This window comes from Peribacillus sp. TH14, assembly GCF_016651145.1.
GTDB lineage: Bacteria > Bacillota > Bacilli > Bacillales > DSM-1321 > Peribacillus > Peribacillus butanolivorans.
In genome coordinates this window covers 4468302-4484910 of the sequence record NZ_JAEKEK010000001.1, presented here as the reverse complement: position 1 = coordinate 4484910, position 16609 = coordinate 4468302, and the positions used below count along the sequence as shown (strand labels likewise).

Sequence of the window (16609 nt, the reverse complement as noted above, 5' to 3'; positions counted from 1 at the left end):
TTTGCTTTCCATATGAATTCAATATGTATGAGATTACTTCCTGATTTACGAGCAAAATCGAATACATACCCTGTTTATTCGTTTACACTAAAAGAATATTAAGGAGGTTTTAGATATGACGATGCATCACTTTCATTTAAGCGCGGAATGGCCAGGCGGAAGAAATGATATCGGCACGATTCAATCGGGGAATCTTCAGACCCAAATAAGCGTGCCAACCGAAATGGAAGGACCTGGGATTGGAACTAATCCGGATGAAATGCTGCTCGGAGCAGCTTCGACTTGCTATATCATTACCTTTGCTGCCATGTTAGAGCGAAGTAAAATTGAAAAGGTCAGTTTGACTATGCAATCAGAAGCCTTAGTGGATGTTACGAATGGTGTATTCACTTACAAGAAAATCATTCATCGGCCAACTCTCGTATTAGCATCCATTACATCGGAAAAGGAGGCAGAAAAAGCCCGGAAACTTGCAGTAAAAGCGGAATCAAGTTGTATGATTTCCCGAGCCATCAAAGGCAATGTAGAAGTTGAATTAATCGCTACTATTTCCATAGCTCAGCCCTGAACAGAAGAAGTGCCTAACCCTATAGAGGGTTAGGCACTTTTTGTACTATTGAATAGAGTTAATTTTATTTTCAACCTCGCGGCACACTTCATCAGCCGATAAACCATTTGCCTCTATGATAGAAGCTTTAGATGAAGTATCGATTATTCCCATCACATTAGTTTCCAAACCTGTTACCACACAACAGTCCAAGTTTTTTGCGTCAGCTTCTTGTTTAATCTCTACAACATCAAAACCTTTTTCACGAAGTGCTTCCTGAATATTCGTTAATGATTCTTCAACACCGATTTTTGACATCAACACACACCTCCTCTACTTGCTAAGCTGTCCTTTTTACCTTCAATATATGTATAGGATGCAAAGGAAATAGGAAAAGTAATGTCGAGGTGATAAATATGAATGGAAAAAATAAAAAAGACGCATCGCAAACTCGTTTAGGTTCTTCACAAATAGAGGGACAAGGTACAACAACGAAAGAAACTGGTTCCTTTACCCAATCCTCATCACAAAAAAAGCAGAAACGTTCATAATAACAAAATGGGCCTAAAACTAGGCCCATTTTGTTATTATATATTCTGTTTCATGATTTCCTGTTGAATTTTCACATCATTCAATTGATCTTCATCAATGATCATTGTTTTCGATTTTGCTTTTACAGCTCTTTCTGGTTTTATATCAGTTGCCTTTAAATTATTATCAGGAGCTGCCTGCTCATTCCATGTAGTCATCATAATCTCCTCCTCTTGTTCTTTTATGATTTCCATCAACGAGCATATTCATGAATACATTGCATCATTTTTTCCAAAGATACAAGTGGAGGTGATTTTTTTGGAACCAAACAATCCCGGCAATAAGGAGTTACCAGATTTTAAGGATTTAAATGACCGTATCATTGCGCAATCATCACAAAGCCCCAGACTAGTCATTAAAACAAATTTAGATACAAAGAATGTAACGGATAAGAACCCCTATACCGATAGAATAAGCAGTGAAGGCTTTGAAGAATATTTTGAGGAATCATAACAAAACCGGCTTACTTGTAAGCCGGTTAACCTTAAAAATATTTCTTTTTCCAAAAAATAAATGCTGTTGTACCCGCTAAAGTAATAGCAATTAATAAAGTAAAGATAAATGCAAACGAACTATGTTCAAACGGGAGTTCTACATTCATTCCGTAAAAACTCGCCACCATGGTTGGGAGTGTTAATATAATCGTAACTGATGTTAGGAACTTCATAGCATTATTAACATTATTGGATATAATGGAAGCGAACGCATCCATCATCCCGCTAAGAATCGATAGATACACTTCTGCCATTTCAATAGCTTGTGCATTTTCGATAATTACGTCCTCTAGTAAATCTTTATCTTCCTCATACATTTTCAAATAATTAAAACGGAGAATTTTATCAAGAACAACCCTATTAGATTTCAATGATGTCGTAAAATAAACCAGGCTTTTTTCCAATGCTAAGAATGTATATAGTTCTTTGTTTTTCATTGACTGGTGCAATTCACGTTCCGCTTCATTAGTCATCTTGTTAATTTGTTTTAAATAACGTAAATAATAAGATGAAATTTCAAATAATAATTGCAAGGCAAACCTTGTCTTCTTGTTTGTAAAAAACCCTTTGATTTTATTGTTTTTAAAGTTTGTTAATATAGGAGTCTCTTTTAATGATACTGTAATAAAACAGTCTTTGGTAAAGATCATCCCAATGGGAATCGTTTCATAGATAGGCAGGTTCGCTTCGTCTTGAGTCAAATAAGGAAAATCGACGATAATTAACACATTATCATCTTCTTTTTCGATTCGTGGCCGTTCCTCATCATCTAGCGGATCTTTCATGAAATTAATCGGTAATTGCAAAGTCGTACATATATATTCAATTTCGGCTTCTGTCGGTGCAACAATGTTCACCCAAGAACCTTTTGTCATTTCCCCGGTTTTATTCAGAATACGGTTTTCATTCGTCTTGTAGATTTCAATCATTTAGTTGACCTCCTCTTCTATAGAGAAAGCACTATTTACCTTCTTCGAGCAGATACTCAGGAAGAATAACAGTCTCGACGTCTAGCATCATATTGGCTTCCTCTTGCTTTCTGGGTTCAGGATCATAAGAACTGCTGCTCACTTGTATCCACTTCCTTTCGATTCTTTTATCTTAATCCTTATTCTAATAAAGCACAATAACGAATTTCCCACCTTGAAACTACCTAATATAAATTTAGAATTTTCTGATTATTAACTTTTAAAAGCAAGAAATTTTATAAATATGCCAAAGAATAATATCATAAAAAAATCGCTTGGGGACATCCCCAAGCGATTCTTCACTTAATTATCCATGCTTCGCATTATTATAGTAGTTCACACTGTACATAGCGCCTTCGTCAACCATTTTATTATCTTCATGATCATATGGATCCGGGTGACCTGCCTTTTCAATTAAAGGATCCAAATCTGAATGTTTTTTTTGCCATAAGCTCATAGTCTTATCTTTTGCATTGGACCATATATCCTTCACTTTTCCTCTGTTCGTTTTTGTTGATAAAAACGAGACTCCGGCAACTCCGACTCCTAGCAATACTACGTTTCTTCCTAATGCCATCATTACCTTCCTCCTTACGTTGGGTTAATATAAATATACCCAGTGTAAGTTAACGTAAACCTCTAATTATATGGAGGCTTTTGATAAAAGAAATTCGGCTTTATTATTTCATTGTTATACGGTTTATGAAAAACGTGTGTCGTAGCTGGTGATACTGGGGGAATTAACCATGTCCAATCCCCCGTTACTTTTCGGTTACAAGAGGATTCTCTTTCCTCAAATTTCTTGAACTGTTTAGCGGCTGTATGGTGATCCACAATGCTAACGCCATATTTTTTAAAGGAATAAAGGACCGCTTCATTTAATTCAATCAAGGCTCGATCTTTCCATAGATTAGATTCTCGTTTAATATTCAAACCCATCTTCTCGCCTATTTTGGGAAGCATATTGTAGCGATCCTCATCTGCAAGGTTTCTCGCACCAATCTCCGTCCCCATATACCAGCCATTAAATGGTGCAGCAGTATATGTAATACCGCCGATTTCAAGTCTCATGCCTGAAATGATTGGAACTGCATACCATTTAATCTCAAGATCTGTGAACCAGGAAAATTCAGGATGGCTGATTGGAACTTCTTTAACTAGCTCTTTAGGAATTTCATAAAGTTTCGGTTCTTCTCCGTCCAACTGGACTACAAGTGGTAAAACATCGAAAGATCCAAATTTCCCTTCCCACCCTAATGCTTGGCATTGCTTCGTAAATTCTACTGAACTTGGATCTCCAATAACACCATGTTCTGTTTCATACCCTGCGTAGCGGATAAGCTGGTGATTCCAAATACCCACCTTTTTTTCATCATCTTTTTGTTTGAAAATCGTAATCACAGGTCTGATGTTTCCATTATTCGTAGCGTAACCAATATGTTCAAAAAGAGCGGATGAAATATCTTCTTCGCTTTGAAGCATCCTTTTATCAATCACTCTCAACGACTCCCAAAAAAAGCGACCAATGCAGCGATTGCTATTACGCCATGCTAATTTAGCACCATGTTCTAATTCTTCTAATGTATGTTCATATCTACCTGTATCTATAATTTCCTTTTTAATATGTTCAATTCTACTATTCGTTTCTTCTTCTGTTTTTACTAATTCTGAATAGCATTTCCTGATAAAGGATACGGCCTCTTGCAGTAAATCACTCATCTATCCCACGAATCCTTCCATTTACACAAACTTTTAGTTCACTAATAAAGTACCACATTTCTCATTTTATCTCTAAAGGAACTTCTTTTTGAATGATCATTTCTTTTAAAATGTGGCATTTTCGAGGCGAAAATTTTTCTAACATCTTATATTATACCTTAAGTAAGCTAATATATTTTTTATACTAAAACGTCTCTAGTAACTAAATAATATTCGGTAAAGTTGTTACAGAAGCGGTAAATGCATTATAATATATAATAATGGGGTGATATGATGAATAATACGACACTTTGTCCGCGATTTGAAAAAGGCATGCAAATCTTGAGTAAACGTTGGACTGGATTGATTGTCAATCAATTGCTTACTGGCCCTCAACGGTTTTGTAATATTGAATCTGCCTTCCCAATCAGTGGCAGGATTCTTTCTGAACGTTTAAAGGACTTGGAATTTGAAGGTATTGTAAAAAGAGACGTTTATCCAGAGACACCTGTCAGGATTGAATATTCTTTAACAGAAAAAGGCAAAGCTCTTGCGCCCGTAATGACTGAAATTCAACACTGGGCACAAGAATGGCTCGAACCAATACAGAATCAATAGCATATGCAAGAAAAAGAGGAAGGTCGCAAATGGCGATCATCCTCTTTTTATGTCTTCCAATAGTTTACCGATCTATGTCTGGTGGTATATTTTTTACAGAAAGAATAAAACTAGGTTTATTCCTAAAATTATGGGCGGTGAATTTATGAAGCAAGCAGACTGCATTATTATTGGCGGGGGAATCGCCGGTATCCAAGCAGCCATTCAGCTCGGTAGATATAAACATGATATTATCGTAATTGATTCTGCACACGGCCGATCTACAATAGCTAAGGCTTACCATAATATACTTGGATGGCCAGACGGAGTGAGCGGCAGCCGATTAAGACGTCTGGGCAGACAGCACGCAGAAAAATTCGGTGTCGAATTCTTTAATGATTCTGTGACATTACTGGAAAAAAGACAGGACAAGTTTTTCATTCGTACAGCGAATAGCCTGGAATACCAAGCAAAAACAATTTTTCTCGGAACAGGCATTACCGATAACATCCCTCCGATTAAAAACCTCTATCCCACTCTTGGAACATCCACCTATATTTGCCCCGACTGCGATGGTTATGAAATTATGAATAAGCAAACGGTGGTTCTCGGCGGGGGAAATGCGGGTGCAGGTATGGCCCTTACTCTATTATATTGGTCAAAAGATATCGTTTACGTAAATCACTTAAAATCAAAAATTGATGATAAGTATAGAAAAAAGCTGGAGGAAAATAAGATTCCTGTATACGAAGAAGAAGTACAAGAAGCAATTATTGATGCTAAACAACAGTTGACAGCGATTCAATTAGTAAATGGGAAAATAATTGAAACTGAAAAGGCATTCACCGCTTTTAAAGGTAACAAACTGAATAATAATCTTGCCTTGCAATTAGGTGTGAAGGTAAATGATAGTAATCACGTCGTTATCCATCCACGTACAAAAGAAACTAATATTAACGGTGTCTGGGCTGGTGGCGACCTTGTTGCCCATTCCGAACAAGTCACCATTTCCATGGGAGACGGGACTCAGGCAGCAATATGGATACACAAAAGACTGATGGGTGAGCCACCTCCTTACATGGATTAAAGCAAGTTAACTTATAGAAAACTCAAAAATGCGCCCTATATGCGAGGGCGCTCTTTGTATTTGTACACTTATAAATGCTATTGCGTATGACCATCGAATCGCAAGTAAATCTACACTCGTCTTCTCCCTTGAAAAACCTTAACAAGTATAAGAATGACCGCTATGATAAGCAATATATGAATAAAGCCCGCGGCCACTTTAAACACTAAACCAAGTACCCATATTAATATTAATGCCCCTATTATCGTCCAAAACATTATAATCTTCCTTTCTTCTCAGTCATATTCATCATCTGACTCCATAAATTTCACTTCCGTGATGATGAGTTCCTGCAAAAGTTTCAACCTTAAATTTACATTACCCATTTCTGCCACTTACAAACCATCTAGCGAATGAACAGAAAAATATTACATATATCTGTTAATGCTGTAAAAGATAAAAAGGTATAAAGTAATTCTTCCTGCAGCTGAGAAACCTACTAGAAGGCACAATAGTAAGTTTTTTAAATAGGTTCCACAGCTTTAATAAGACAAATAACAAAGGAGACGTTTATTCATGAAAAAGTTTTTAGTCATTTGTTTTGCCGTTTGTTCTCTATTCTTGTTAAGTTTGAATCACCCGGCTTCAGCAATGGATACTCAAAAATCTGATAAACCAGAAAGCGTACAATTCACCGATGCCCAAAAGGCAGAACTCGCAAAAATCCAACAGCAGATTCTGGCGGACAAAAAGAAATTAATTGAAAAATACGTAGAGTTCGGGGCACTTTCCAAGGAAGAAGCCGATAAAATGTTTTCACACTTTGAAAAGCATTATAAAATGATGGAAGAACACAATTTCCAAATTCCGCCTCACCGTCCACATACACAACACAAGTCTAATTAATCAAGGAAACAACCTATTAACAATTTATTTATCCATATATCTTGATCAATCCGTCCATTATAAAAAGGTCGGATTTTTTTCAAATCCTTCGTTTCTCAATAAATAATACTTAAGAGTTAAATATTTACTAAAGGGTTTATATTTCTCTTTAGCGAAATACATAACTATGAGAAACATGAAAGGGTGAAAAGCATGAACAAAATAGGAATAGTAGCAAAAGACTTATTCCACTTGAAATCAGCGACCGATCCAAAGTTATCACCTGATGGTAGCATGGCGGTTTATGTTCAAACAAGAATTGATGAAAAAACAGAAAAATACGTTTCCAACTTGTATATGTTCAGCTTGATTACGAATGAAACACAGCAATGGACATTTGGAGAAAACCGAGACACATCTCCATGCTGGTCCCCAGATGGAAAGAATATAGCCTTTATATCAGACCGGTCAGGAAAAAAACAAGTCCATTTAATCTCTACCGTTGGCGGGGAATCTCAACAAATAACCCATTTTATCAACGGAGCAACAAATCAGATTTGGTCCCCGTGCTCTACAAAGCTGTTACTTTCAACCGGGTTAAAGGAGGGTGAAGCCCTTTTTACTGTGGAAGAAGAAAAGGGCCTGTCCAAAGAAGTTCAGCGCTATGACCAACTTAAGTATAAATGGGATGGCAGAGGCTATTTTGATCAGCTATATCAACAGCTTGTTATAGTAGATATAGAAAAAGACGAAACCATCTTGCTAACAAAAAATAACATCGATTATCGCCCAAATGCCTGGTCTCCTGACGGGAAGCAGATTGCTTACATATGCGGAGAAGCTGAAAAAAGCGATGACGATCTTTTCAGCGATATTTTTATCATGGATCTTGAAACAAAATCTTCAAAGAAAATAACGGGCAGTTCTGGTTTTTTTAAAGATCCGAAGTGGTCTCCAAATGGTCAGTATCTCTCCTTCATTGGTCATAACAAAGAGTTTGCCGGGGCTACCTTTTCAAAAATTTGGCTATACTCTATGTTTGATCAAACCATACAGTGCCTGACGGAAGGATGGGACGTTCAAATAGGAGATTCTGCAATCGGCGATTTCCAAATTGGGGCAGTAGACCCAGGAATTTTATGGACAAACGATAGCCAAGGCTTTTATTTTTTAATAAGCGATTATGGAAATACCGGAGTTTATTATGGATCGATTGAAGGAGCCATGTATCCATCAATCCTTGACCCACAGCATATATACGGTCTAACCATAGATCCTGAAAGTCACCGTGCCATTGTCGCCATCAGTACACCTGTTCATCCCGGTGACCTTTTTGTTTATAACCTTACGAATGGAGAAAAAGCACAAATCAGTTTTGTGAATGATGAATTTTTACAGCATAAATATTTATCACAACCTGAACCTATTTCTTTTCCATCTGTTGATGGGCTTACCATCCACGGCTGGATTATGAGACCGACCGAATTTAAAGACAACCAAAAGTATCCACTCATTTTAGAAATCCATGGCGGGCCACATATGATGTATGCTAATAGTTACGTTCACGAATTCCAGACATTGGCTAATGAAGGTTATACTGTCTTATTCACCAACCCACGTGGGAGTGTGGGATACGGTCAGGACTTTGTTAATGCATGTCGAGGAGATTATGGAGGAATGGATTATAAGGACTTAATGGCCGCTGTAGACTATACTTTAGCGACCTATGATTTTATAGACCATGAAAAATTAGGAGTATCCGGCGGCAGTTACGGAGGGTTCATGACAAACTGGATTGTCGGTCATACGAATCGTTTCAAGGCAGCTGTGACTCAGCGCTGCATCAGTAATTGGCTAAGCTTTTATGGCGTAAGCGACATTGGCTATTATTTTACGGAGTGGGAAATTGAGGGTGATATTTTTGACTCGGCGGATAAATTGTGGCAACACTCGCCCTTAAAGTATGTCTCTAATGTGAATACCCCTTTGCTTTTACTGCATGGCGAAAAGGATCATCGATGCCCAATTGAACAGAGCGAACAATTTTTTGTTGCTTTAAAACGACAAAAGAAAGAAGCTCAACTCGTTTCATTTCCAGGAGAAACCCATGAAGTATCGCGAAGCGGTTCTCCAAAGATGCGTCTTCAACATGTTGAAGAAATCAAAGGTTGGTTCAATAAATATTTTTAAAAACAAAACTCTGTTAGCAAAAGCTAACAGAGTTTTGTTTTTAGTGTTGAATTTGATCTCTGTCCTCGGAAATTGAACTTAAAGCATTTCCCGCAATTGAATTTGTCTGATGGTGTACAGCAAGATCACCTAATGCTACAACTCCGACCAGCTTGTCATTTTCAACTATAGGGAGCCTTCTGATTTGTTCATTCCCCATTAAATCCTCTGCTTCTTCTACGGACATATCAGGGGTGCCTGTTACAAGATCCGTGGAAATAACATCAGTTATTCTAGTTGAATTCGGCTTTTTCTCGGCAACACAACGGATAACGATATCCCTGTCTGTAATGACACCAATTAAATGGTTATTCTCCAATACAGGAATGACTCCAACATCAGCATCCTTCATTTTGACTGCTGCTTCATATATATTATCTTCCACAGTGCAACAGTCCACGTCTGTTGTCATAATTTCTCTTAGTGTAGTCATAGAAACCCCTCCATTTAGCAATAGTTGCTTGATTATTGTTGACTATTTAAAAGATATTATTCAAAACCCCAATAGCATTCAATTCACATGCTTACCATAATCCGGTCTAGCTATTTTCATCTTTTGGGGAGCCTACAAAAATAATATTAACAATTTGAATCGGGAGACAATAAATATCATCTTTAACAATTTTAACTTCTCACTGGAAACTGAAGTCATTGGAAGGAATTTTTCATTCAAATGAAGATCATCCATTTTATCTACTTAAATGGATACCCTGTAAAAAAAAATAAAAGACAGCCTTGATTTTTACAAAGCTGTCCTTCCTTAATAAACATCCCTTCTGGTAAATACTGCAAAAGAAACAATCAAACCAAGCGCCCACCAGACTAAAAGAGTAATGACGGAGGATAATAAGGTCATTCCCTCAATAGGTGGTGCTGTTCCGCTAACATAAGTGGTTAATTTTAAATTTACCATAAAGAAGTACTTCGCCGATTCCCATGACGACACCATATTGTTCAAAATAGCCCCTGATATGAGTGCCGCAAGCATTATGCCCATACCCGCAGGTGTACTTCGAACTAAAACCGATAACATGAAAGAGAGAGTCCCTACAACTACTGCTACCAGCCAGACAAGCCCCATATCCATTAATAGAAATCTCCATTGCTCAACTATTCTAACCTGACTGACATCCACATCGCTGCCATTCAATCCAAAACCGGTTATTACAGGGGCTTCCCATCCATGATACCCAAAAACAAGTCCCGATAAAAAATATGACAATAACGCTGTCATAGCCACGATAATAGAAACGGACAATAATAATGTCACATATTTGCTCATTAGTATTTTCCAGCGATTCACTGGTCTTGTAAGCAGAAGTTTAATCGTGCCCTGACTGTTTTCGAAAGAAACCATATCGCTTGCTACAATCATGACCAGCAGTGGGATGAACAAATCAATAGCATTTTCTAAAAACATACGCGTAAATGTCGTGGCCCCTGGTTCTGAAGGGTTAATGTCATGATCTAGGTAATATTGCTGCTGTTTTAAACTTACCTGGAGCTGTTCACGCCACTCATCTAGCATCCTGTTTGATCCTAACCGATTTTGGGTATCAATGATTTGCTGCTGAAGAGCTGCACGCCAATCATCAGTACCTAACTTCTCCTGTTGCTCTTTCACTTGTTTGTATTGCGCATATGTAAACATCAGCACTAAAACACCCACAATGATACCAATGATGACTAACCGTTTCTTTGCCAGAAGCTTCATCATTTCATTTTGGATCAGGTTATTCAATACCAGCACCTCCGCCACCAGTTATTTGTAAAAATAACTCTTCCAATCCCGGAAGCTTACGATTCATTTCATACACCTTTACACCAGCTTCGTTAAGTGCAGCATTCCACTTAGGCGTTTCATGTTCATTAAAAGCTGTAATGATATTGTCCTGATCTACGGTAATTTCCGTAAAACTGCTAAGAATTTCTTTTCCCTTTTCTAAAGGCCACACCCGCCAAATTAACCGCTCTTGAGTGGTTAATAAACTTTCCACCGTATCGGTTTGAATAATCTCTCCACTTTTAATGATGGCCACCCGGTCACATAGGAGCTGGATTTCACTTAATAAGTGGGAAGAAACCAGAACACTCATCCCTTCTTCTTCCGCAAGCTTTCTAATGAATTGGCGCATTTCACGAATTCCAGCAGGATCTAGGCCGTTAGTTGGTTCATCCAAGACCAATACCTTTGGACGGTTCAGCATTGCCTGAGCTATCCCTAGACGCTGCCTCATACCTAAGGAATAGGTTTTCACTTTATCGTAAATTCTCGATTGTAGACCGACGAGTTCCACTACCTCATTGATCCTTGACTCTTCAACATCAGGTAGCATTCGTGCAAAATGAAGCAAGTTATCCCAGCCGTTCAAAAAAGGATATAGCTCTGGATTTTCAACTATACATCCCAGATGTTGCATCGCTTTCGTGAAGTCCTGGCGCACATCATACCCACATATTTGAATGGATCCTGAAGTTGGCTTTATCAAACCGACCAACATGCGAATCGTCGTCGTTTTTCCAGCTCCATTCGGTCCAAGAAAACCAAAAACCTCTCCTTCATTTAACTCAAAATCTATTCCCTTAATAATTTCCCGTTTACCAATCCTTTTTTTCAGGCCCTTAACAGACAATGTCACATTACTCATTATTTCTCATCCTCCCATTGTATTAAAGGAGCAACCCTATCAGCAATTAAACGATATCCTGCCTTGTTTGGATGAAATTTGTCTGAATACAAATAGTCATTGACCGACAATTGAAACAAATCAAATGTAGGAACAAAAATAGCATTTTTATAAAGAGCCACCACTTCAGCGGTTTCATTATTCCAGTCCCGGACAATTCGGTTTGTATCAAAATCTTCATCCAACTCTATGAATGGATTATATAAGCCAATCAATAAAATGGCTGCCTTATCATTGACATTATTGATTTCTTTAAAAATGGTATTCAAGTTTTCCAGATAATTCTCTTGTAACTCAGAAGTCGCAGTAAGATCATAATCAAACAGGGTTTGGCCTTGTTGAAATAAATCGTTCCCGCCAATAGTAATTAAAATAACATCAGCTGTATGCAATTGGCGTTTCACTTCCGTTTGTTTCACCTGCTGCACCAATTCTTGAGACACTTGTCCATTAATCCCAAGATTATGAATAAGCGGTTTGCTATTATATTTACTTTCCAAATCTTCCACGACAAGGCCGACATAGCCCTTCCCTGTTTCATCACCAGTTCCGCGCGTCAACGAATCCCCTAATGCAACTACTGTAAAGTCTTCGGGGAGGTTCTTTTCAATGGGGTTTGTTTCATTTAAACCTATATCAGAAGCCTTTTTTCCATAATAATCAATTATCGCCCATCCAAGACAAAATAAAAAAAACAGTCCGATAACTACTGATACAACGGTAACAGCGAGCACTTTGGTTTGGCTCAATAACACTCATCCTTCCATACATTCTCTTCCTTCCATTAAAACATATTATTTCCAAAAATAAAAAACTGAATGGGTCTCATTACAAAAACAGAGGAAATCACCACACCGTAATTCTGCTCTTTTTGACAAATACGTTGTAAGCAAGTGTTCGAAAATATTATGCCAGGCACTGAAGTTAGCCCTATAGGAACTGCGAGCAAGAGGTGAAAAATGAGCAGTGGCCAACGCAACACCTAACTTCTTTTGTCCCCAGATTTACTTTTTCTTTAAAAATAAAATTAACGATAAGAACTAATTTCTTTATCTTTTTAATACTTTTTTTATTTTTCTTAGCTACATCAGACGCTGAATCAAATACACAATTATACATTAATAATCTCTATGGGATTTTCAGTAAAATACTAAACCTTTTTGCAATAAAATATTTCCACTGAAAATAGACCTATTCGCTATAACGAATAGGTCTATTTAATAAACAAAACAATATATAAAATACACCTTCATGCTGAACAAAATTATTTCCAAAAAATAGTTTTCATTCTTCCAGGTACTTTCTCAAGCCTCATGAGCCACACTGTTAGAAGCATCCCCATAAGTGTGAGCAAACTGTAAAATAAGTACACCATATAAATCCCTGATTTATCCAAGATTATTCCGCCGCTAAAGGTACTGAACCAGTTACCTAACCCATTACCTATTGCAGAATAAAGCGTTACTGCAGTAACTGTTATATGAGGTGGGACGACTTCTCTAATATATTGTAAAGCTGCAGGAATGAATAACCCCAGTGAAAAACCTTGGATCATGGAAGTCACATATACTATTGCCAAACTTGGTTCCGTAAAATAAAACAACCAACGAACCAACGAAGCAATTCCAGCTAATAATGTGATTGGCAGCAGGCCTAATTTATTTATCCAGCTGCCTGCCATTCTCATAAATGGTATTTCCGACAATACAGCTAGCAGGAATGCAATACCAATTCCTGTATATGTCCCGCCCCTTGCCTCAACAAATAGGCCATAATAGACATTATTAGCAAGGTTAGGGCCGAAGATTAGAAATGTTACAGCAAGAAAGATTAGGAAACGTTTCATTGTTAACAGTTCTTTCATCCCACTGAAAAGTTTTGCCTTTACTTGAGGAGGCTCTTCAGGCAAGCGTAAAGCTAGAAGTGCCGCAATTAATAGGCCGATAAAAAAGGCGTAAAATATAACAGAAGGACCAATAAATGATTCCGATAACTTTCCCATTACAAAAACAGCCACACCAAAACCAAGCGAACCGAATAAACGTATTTTTCCATAATTCGATTTGATTCTTGTTGTATATTGAAGGGTAATACTATCTGAAACCGGTATAATGGCACTTTGAAAGATTGCCAATACAACTGCGACTGATACTAAAAGTAAATAGGGTTCGAAGAGCAAGTATCCTAAGCCAAACAAACCAGCGAGCAACGATGTCATTGCAAGAATTTTAGCAGGTTTTCCGCTCCAATCACAGACAATACCCCAAATTGGCTGAAAAACGATCATTACTATCGGCCCGACAGACATAATAGTACCTATTTCAATTCCATTTAACCCTGCCTCATTTGCTAAATAAACACTTAAGAGCGGTGTTAAACTTCCCACAGCAAAAAACGAAAAAAGATAAAAAATCTTCAAACTTAAGATATTAGCTTGTTTTTGTTTTTCCAAATCCAGTATCCCCCATGCGGTCATCTTCTTCAAAATTATCATATACATGCATCAAATACCAGATATTATACAAGCCCCACTTTTTCGATTCCATCATTGGAAAAATCCTTTACTATTTCCATAGGAAGGACAATATTAAAAACTGTACCTTTGTTAACTTCGCTTTCTACAAATACTCGCCCTAGGTGGCTTTCAATGATTTTAAAGCTAATCATAAGTCCTAACCCATTACCGGATTTTTTCGTCGTGAAAAATGGTTCTCCAATCCTCCTGAGCTGATCGGGTGGCATACCAACTCCCGTGTCGATTATGGAGATATGTACTTTCTCTTCTTTAAGTTCTGTAACGACTTTTATTTCTCCCCCGTCAGGCATTGCTTCTATCCCATTTATAACAAAGTTCAATAAGACTTGTTTTAAACGATTCTCATCACATCGAATTAGGATTTCCTCGTGATAACAATCAAAGAAGAGAATAACATTCTTCTTCCGTGCATCAAACTCTGTTAGAGATAAAACATTTTGAATAATTGGTACTATATTCTTCGTTTCCAAAATCAGGGACTGCGGTTTGGATAGTTCTAAGAATTCTTCAACTATCTCATTTACACGGTTAATCTCATCCATAATAATTCCCAAATACTCAAGTCTATTTTCATCTTTTTCATCTAATTGTAAGTATTCAGTATACCCTTTCATCGAGGTAAGTGGATTCCGAATTTCATGTGCGACACCAGCAGCAAGCTGGCCGACTGCAGCTAGTTTATCCTGTCGATGAAGCATCTCTTCTGTTTGTTTACGCTCCGTTATATCATACCTAAGCGCCAAAAACTGAAATGGTTTACCTTCCACAGTGTAAAATGGAACGATTGTTGTATCGACCCAATAATAACTGCCATCTTTCGCTCTGTTTCTAATTTCACCATTCCATACTTTACGATTTTGAATGGCCTTCCACATATCATCGAAGAATTCCTTTGAGTGATATCCGGAATTAACCAATTGGTGAGTATGACCAATTAACTCACTTCTCTTGTACCCGGAAACTTCTGAGAATTTATCGTTTACATCGACAATGATCCCTTTCTCATCGGTAATCGCCACTATGGATGATTGGTTAATAGCATAATACATATCCTCTAATTCCTTAATTGAGACCCTTAGGTCGCTTTCCGCTCTTTTTCGACGGGAAATATCCGAACGAATTGAAATATATTGATATGGTTTTCCCTTTTTCATAAATGGTACGATTGTAGTATCCACCCAATAAATCTCGCCATCTTTTGCCCGATTACAGATTTCCCCATTCCACGTTTTTCCTTGTTTGATTGTGCACCAAAGGTCAGCGAAAAACTCTTGAGGATGATAACCCGAATTAATGATAGAATGACTTTTTCCAATCAGTTCATGTTCTTCATATTGTGAGATTTCTATAAATTTTTCGTTAACATATGTAATGATTCCTTCTGCATCAGTTATAGCTACAATAGAAGATTGATCCAAAGCATAACGGATATCACTCACTGTGCTATCACTCTTTGCCAAACGCCTTCCAACAATCGTGCTAGAACCAATTAAACTGGCAAGGATAAATAACGAAACAAAACTGACTAGATATAAAATAAACGGGCTAAGTTGAACAAATTCATTTTTCTCCTTTTCTCCAGTAACCGGAAACACTCTCAAAAAAAGAAAATACCCTTCGATGATTGCCGCACTCATAATCAGTGTACTGACTGGCTTAAGGGAAGATTGACTTACTTTATTTATATAAAATAAGACTAACAGTGAGATTAAAAATAAGCTAAAAATAATGAGTAGTGTAATAACAAGTAACAAAGGGTTAAATTGCACAGAGTTGTTTAAAACAAACATGCCCATTATATAATTCGACAAAATCGCCATGGTAAACATAAAACTGCAAAAAATCATTTGTAGTAACTGTTGTTTATAAGAAATAGCTAATAATCCTACCCCTGCAAGAACAACCCCTATTGCTAATGAAAGCATTATCGAAGCAAAATTGTACGATGCCATTCCCGTATTCTCAAAAGTAAAAATGACCACAAAATTAAGCGTCCAGATAGCTACTCCCATAGAGCAAATGCTCCCTACATACAAAAGACGTTTGTATTTTACTATTGTAATTAATGTTGTCAGTAAATCTAACGCTGTATAACACGCCATAAATACCAACAGTACGGCAATCATAAAAAGGATAGGATTAAATGATACTATTGATTGTTCCATTGTTTACATTGTCACCTCTGTCATTCTATTCTCCTATATTGTAATGGAAATATGTTGTACCTTAAAGACTTTTATTTCCTAATACCTATCTATTTACATATACTATCTTCCTGCTCATCATTTTTCTAAAGAAAAAGAGAAGTTTT

Annotated in this window: 19 protein-coding genes; 7 read left to right on the top strand and 12 right to left on the bottom strand. The window is 37.2% G+C overall.

The features are described 5' to 3' along the window. Positions 1-115: 115 nt before the first annotated feature. Positions 116-568 (top strand): OsmC family protein, encoded by a 453-nt coding sequence (locus tag JFU50_RS21885; protein WP_201224104.1) that lies wholly within the window; start codon positions 116-118, stop codon positions 566-568. Between the two features lie 45 nt (positions 569-613). Here the strand turns inward: JFU50_RS21885 and JFU50_RS21880 are convergent, their stop codons facing one another. Next, a complete protein-coding gene (locus tag JFU50_RS21880) occupies positions 614-865 on the bottom strand; it encodes a YkuS family protein (protein WP_056520657.1) in 252 nt (83 codons plus the stop codon). A 98-nt stretch (positions 866-963) separates the two neighbouring features. Between JFU50_RS21880 and JFU50_RS21875 the strand changes: the two genes are divergently transcribed. Further along, positions 964-1098 carry a YuzL family protein gene (locus JFU50_RS21875; protein WP_098176396.1) on the top strand — a complete coding sequence of 45 codons (135 nt, stop codon included), beginning with the start codon at positions 964-966 and terminating at the stop codon, positions 1096-1098. A 36-nt stretch (positions 1099-1134) separates the two neighbouring features. Here JFU50_RS21875 and JFU50_RS21870 read toward each other — a convergent pair whose 3' ends face one another. Continuing rightward, positions 1135-1296 (bottom strand): hypothetical protein, encoded by a 162-nt coding sequence (locus tag JFU50_RS21870; RefSeq protein ID WP_162878628.1) that lies wholly within the window; start codon positions 1294-1296, stop codon positions 1135-1137. Between the two features lie 100 nt (positions 1297-1396). Here JFU50_RS21870 and JFU50_RS21865 point away from each other — a divergent pair, with 100 nt between their 5' ends. Next, entirely contained in the window at positions 1397-1591 is a 195-nt protein-coding gene (locus tag JFU50_RS21865) for a hypothetical protein (protein ID WP_201224103.1), read from the top strand. Positions 1592-1622: 31 nt separating this feature from the next. Here JFU50_RS21865 and JFU50_RS21860 read toward each other — a convergent pair whose 3' ends face one another. The 3 genes from JFU50_RS21860 to JFU50_RS21850 all read right to left on the bottom strand — a co-directional run bounded on the left by JFU50_RS21860 (position 1623) and on the right by JFU50_RS21850 (position 4319). Then, positions 1623-2561 (bottom strand): magnesium transporter CorA family protein, encoded by a 939-nt coding sequence (locus JFU50_RS21860; protein ID WP_201224102.1) that lies wholly within the window; start codon positions 2559-2561, stop codon positions 1623-1625. Between the two features lie 346 nt (positions 2562-2907). After that, entirely contained in the window at positions 2908-3177 is a 270-nt protein-coding gene (locus tag JFU50_RS21855) for a hypothetical protein (RefSeq protein ID WP_242486902.1), read from the bottom strand. Between the two features lie 62 nt (positions 3178-3239). Beyond that, complete coding sequence (locus JFU50_RS21850) at positions 3240-4319, bottom strand: nitric oxide synthase oxygenase (RefSeq protein ID WP_201224101.1); 1080 nt, start codon at positions 4317-4319, stop codon at positions 3240-3242. 273 nt (positions 4320-4592) lie between these two features. On the opposite strand from JFU50_RS21850, the gene JFU50_RS21845 reads away from it, so the two are divergent. After that, on the top strand, positions 4593-4916 hold the full coding sequence (locus JFU50_RS21845; RefSeq protein WP_053346472.1) for a winged helix-turn-helix transcriptional regulator: 324 nt from the start codon (positions 4593-4595) through the stop codon (positions 4914-4916). Between the two features lie 145 nt (positions 4917-5061). Continuing rightward, a complete protein-coding gene (locus JFU50_RS21840) occupies positions 5062-5982 on the top strand; it encodes an NAD(P)/FAD-dependent oxidoreductase (RefSeq protein ID WP_201224099.1) in 921 nt (306 codons plus the stop codon). A gap of 110 nt (positions 5983-6092) precedes the next feature. Here the strand turns inward: JFU50_RS21840 and JFU50_RS21835 are convergent, their stop codons facing one another. After that, the gene (locus tag JFU50_RS21835; protein WP_116820598.1) at positions 6093-6239 is read right to left on the bottom strand and encodes a lmo0937 family membrane protein; all 147 of its coding nucleotides are present in this window, start codon (positions 6237-6239) and stop codon (positions 6093-6095) included. A 298-nt stretch (positions 6240-6537) separates the two neighbouring features. Between JFU50_RS21835 and JFU50_RS21830 the strand changes: the two genes are divergently transcribed. Both JFU50_RS21830 and JFU50_RS21825 read left to right on the top strand, forming a co-directional pair. Further along, positions 6538-6867 carry a YckD family protein gene (locus JFU50_RS21830; RefSeq protein WP_201224097.1) on the top strand — a complete coding sequence of 110 codons (330 nt, stop codon included), beginning with the start codon at positions 6538-6540 and terminating at the stop codon, positions 6865-6867. A 192-nt stretch (positions 6868-7059) separates the two neighbouring features. Continuing rightward, a complete protein-coding gene (locus tag JFU50_RS21825) occupies positions 7060-9036 on the top strand; it encodes a S9 family peptidase (RefSeq protein ID WP_201224095.1) in 1977 nt (658 codons plus the stop codon). Positions 9037-9076: 40 nt separating this feature from the next. Here JFU50_RS21825 and JFU50_RS21820 read toward each other — a convergent pair whose 3' ends face one another. The 6 genes from JFU50_RS21820 to JFU50_RS21795 all read right to left on the bottom strand — a co-directional run bounded on the left by JFU50_RS21820 (position 9077) and on the right by JFU50_RS21795 (position 16463). Beyond that, positions 9077-9508 carry a CBS domain-containing protein gene (locus JFU50_RS21820; protein WP_201185302.1) on the bottom strand — a complete coding sequence of 144 codons (432 nt, stop codon included), beginning with the start codon at positions 9506-9508 and terminating at the stop codon, positions 9077-9079. A gap of 327 nt (positions 9509-9835) precedes the next feature. Next, positions 9836-10816 carry an ABC transporter permease gene (locus JFU50_RS21815; RefSeq protein ID WP_201224093.1) on the bottom strand — a complete coding sequence of 327 codons (981 nt, stop codon included), beginning with the start codon at positions 10814-10816 and terminating at the stop codon, positions 9836-9838. Then, on the bottom strand, positions 10809-11723 hold the full coding sequence (locus JFU50_RS21810; protein WP_201185305.1) for an ABC transporter ATP-binding protein: 915 nt from the start codon (positions 11721-11723) through the stop codon (positions 10809-10811). The genes JFU50_RS21815 and JFU50_RS21810 overlap by 8 nt, the downstream gene beginning before the upstream one ends. After that, a complete protein-coding gene (locus tag JFU50_RS21805; protein ID WP_201224091.1) occupies positions 11723-12511 on the bottom strand; it encodes a GDSL-type esterase/lipase family protein in 789 nt (262 codons plus the stop codon). The genes JFU50_RS21810 and JFU50_RS21805 overlap by 1 nt, the downstream gene beginning before the upstream one ends. A 515-nt stretch (positions 12512-13026) precedes the next feature. Beyond that, positions 13027-14214, bottom strand: coding sequence for an MFS transporter (locus tag JFU50_RS21800; protein WP_242485404.1), 1188 nt, complete (start codon positions 14212-14214; stop codon positions 13027-13029). A gap of 65 nt (positions 14215-14279) precedes the next feature. Beyond that, positions 14280-16463 carry a PAS domain S-box protein gene (locus JFU50_RS21795; RefSeq protein ID WP_201224089.1) on the bottom strand — a complete coding sequence of 728 codons (2184 nt, stop codon included), beginning with the start codon at positions 16461-16463 and terminating at the stop codon, positions 14280-14282. Positions 16464-16609: the final 146 nt, after the last annotated feature.

Excerpts from the sequence above, each read along its gene's own strand:
- JFU50_RS21885 (WP_201224104.1), top strand. The coding sequence starts at position 116 with ATGACGATGCATCACTTTCATTTAAGCGCGGAATGGCCAGGCGGAAGA.
- JFU50_RS21880 (WP_056520657.1), bottom strand. The coding sequence starts at position 865 with ATGTCAAAAATCGGTGTTGAAGAATCATTAACGAATATTCAGGAAGCA.
- JFU50_RS21875 (WP_098176396.1), top strand. The coding sequence starts at position 964 with ATGAATGGAAAAAATAAAAAAGACGCATCGCAAACTCGTTTAGGTTCT.
- JFU50_RS21870 (WP_162878628.1), bottom strand. The coding sequence starts at position 1,296 with ATGACTACATGGAATGAGCAGGCAGCTCCTGATAATAATTTAAAGGCA.
- JFU50_RS21860 (WP_201224102.1), bottom strand. The coding sequence starts at position 2,561 with ATGATTGAAATCTACAAGACGAATGAAAACCGTATTCTGAATAAAACC.
- JFU50_RS21855 (WP_242486902.1), bottom strand. The coding sequence starts at position 3,177 with ATGGCATTAGGAAGAAACGTAGTATTGCTAGGAGTCGGAGTTGCCGGA.
- JFU50_RS21850 (WP_201224101.1), bottom strand. The coding sequence starts at position 4,319 with ATGAGTGATTTACTGCAAGAGGCCGTATCCTTTATCAGGAAATGCTAT.
- JFU50_RS21845 (WP_053346472.1), top strand. The coding sequence starts at position 4,593 with ATGAATAATACGACACTTTGTCCGCGATTTGAAAAAGGCATGCAAATC.
- JFU50_RS21840 (WP_201224099.1), top strand. The coding sequence starts at position 5,062 with ATGAAGCAAGCAGACTGCATTATTATTGGCGGGGGAATCGCCGGTATC.
- JFU50_RS21835 (WP_116820598.1), bottom strand. The coding sequence starts at position 6,239 with ATGTTTTGGACGATAATAGGGGCATTAATATTAATATGGGTACTTGGT.
- JFU50_RS21830 (WP_201224097.1), top strand. The coding sequence starts at position 6,538 with ATGAAAAAGTTTTTAGTCATTTGTTTTGCCGTTTGTTCTCTATTCTTG.
- JFU50_RS21825 (WP_201224095.1), top strand. The coding sequence starts at position 7,060 with ATGAACAAAATAGGAATAGTAGCAAAAGACTTATTCCACTTGAAATCA.
- JFU50_RS21820 (WP_201185302.1), bottom strand. The coding sequence starts at position 9,508 with ATGACTACACTAAGAGAAATTATGACAACAGACGTGGACTGTTGCACT.
- JFU50_RS21810 (WP_201185305.1), bottom strand. The coding sequence starts at position 11,723 with ATGAGTAATGTGACATTGTCTGTTAAGGGCCTGAAAAAAAGGATTGGT.
- JFU50_RS21795 (WP_201224089.1), bottom strand. The coding sequence starts at position 16,463 with ATGGAACAATCAATAGTATCATTTAATCCTATCCTTTTTATGATTGCC.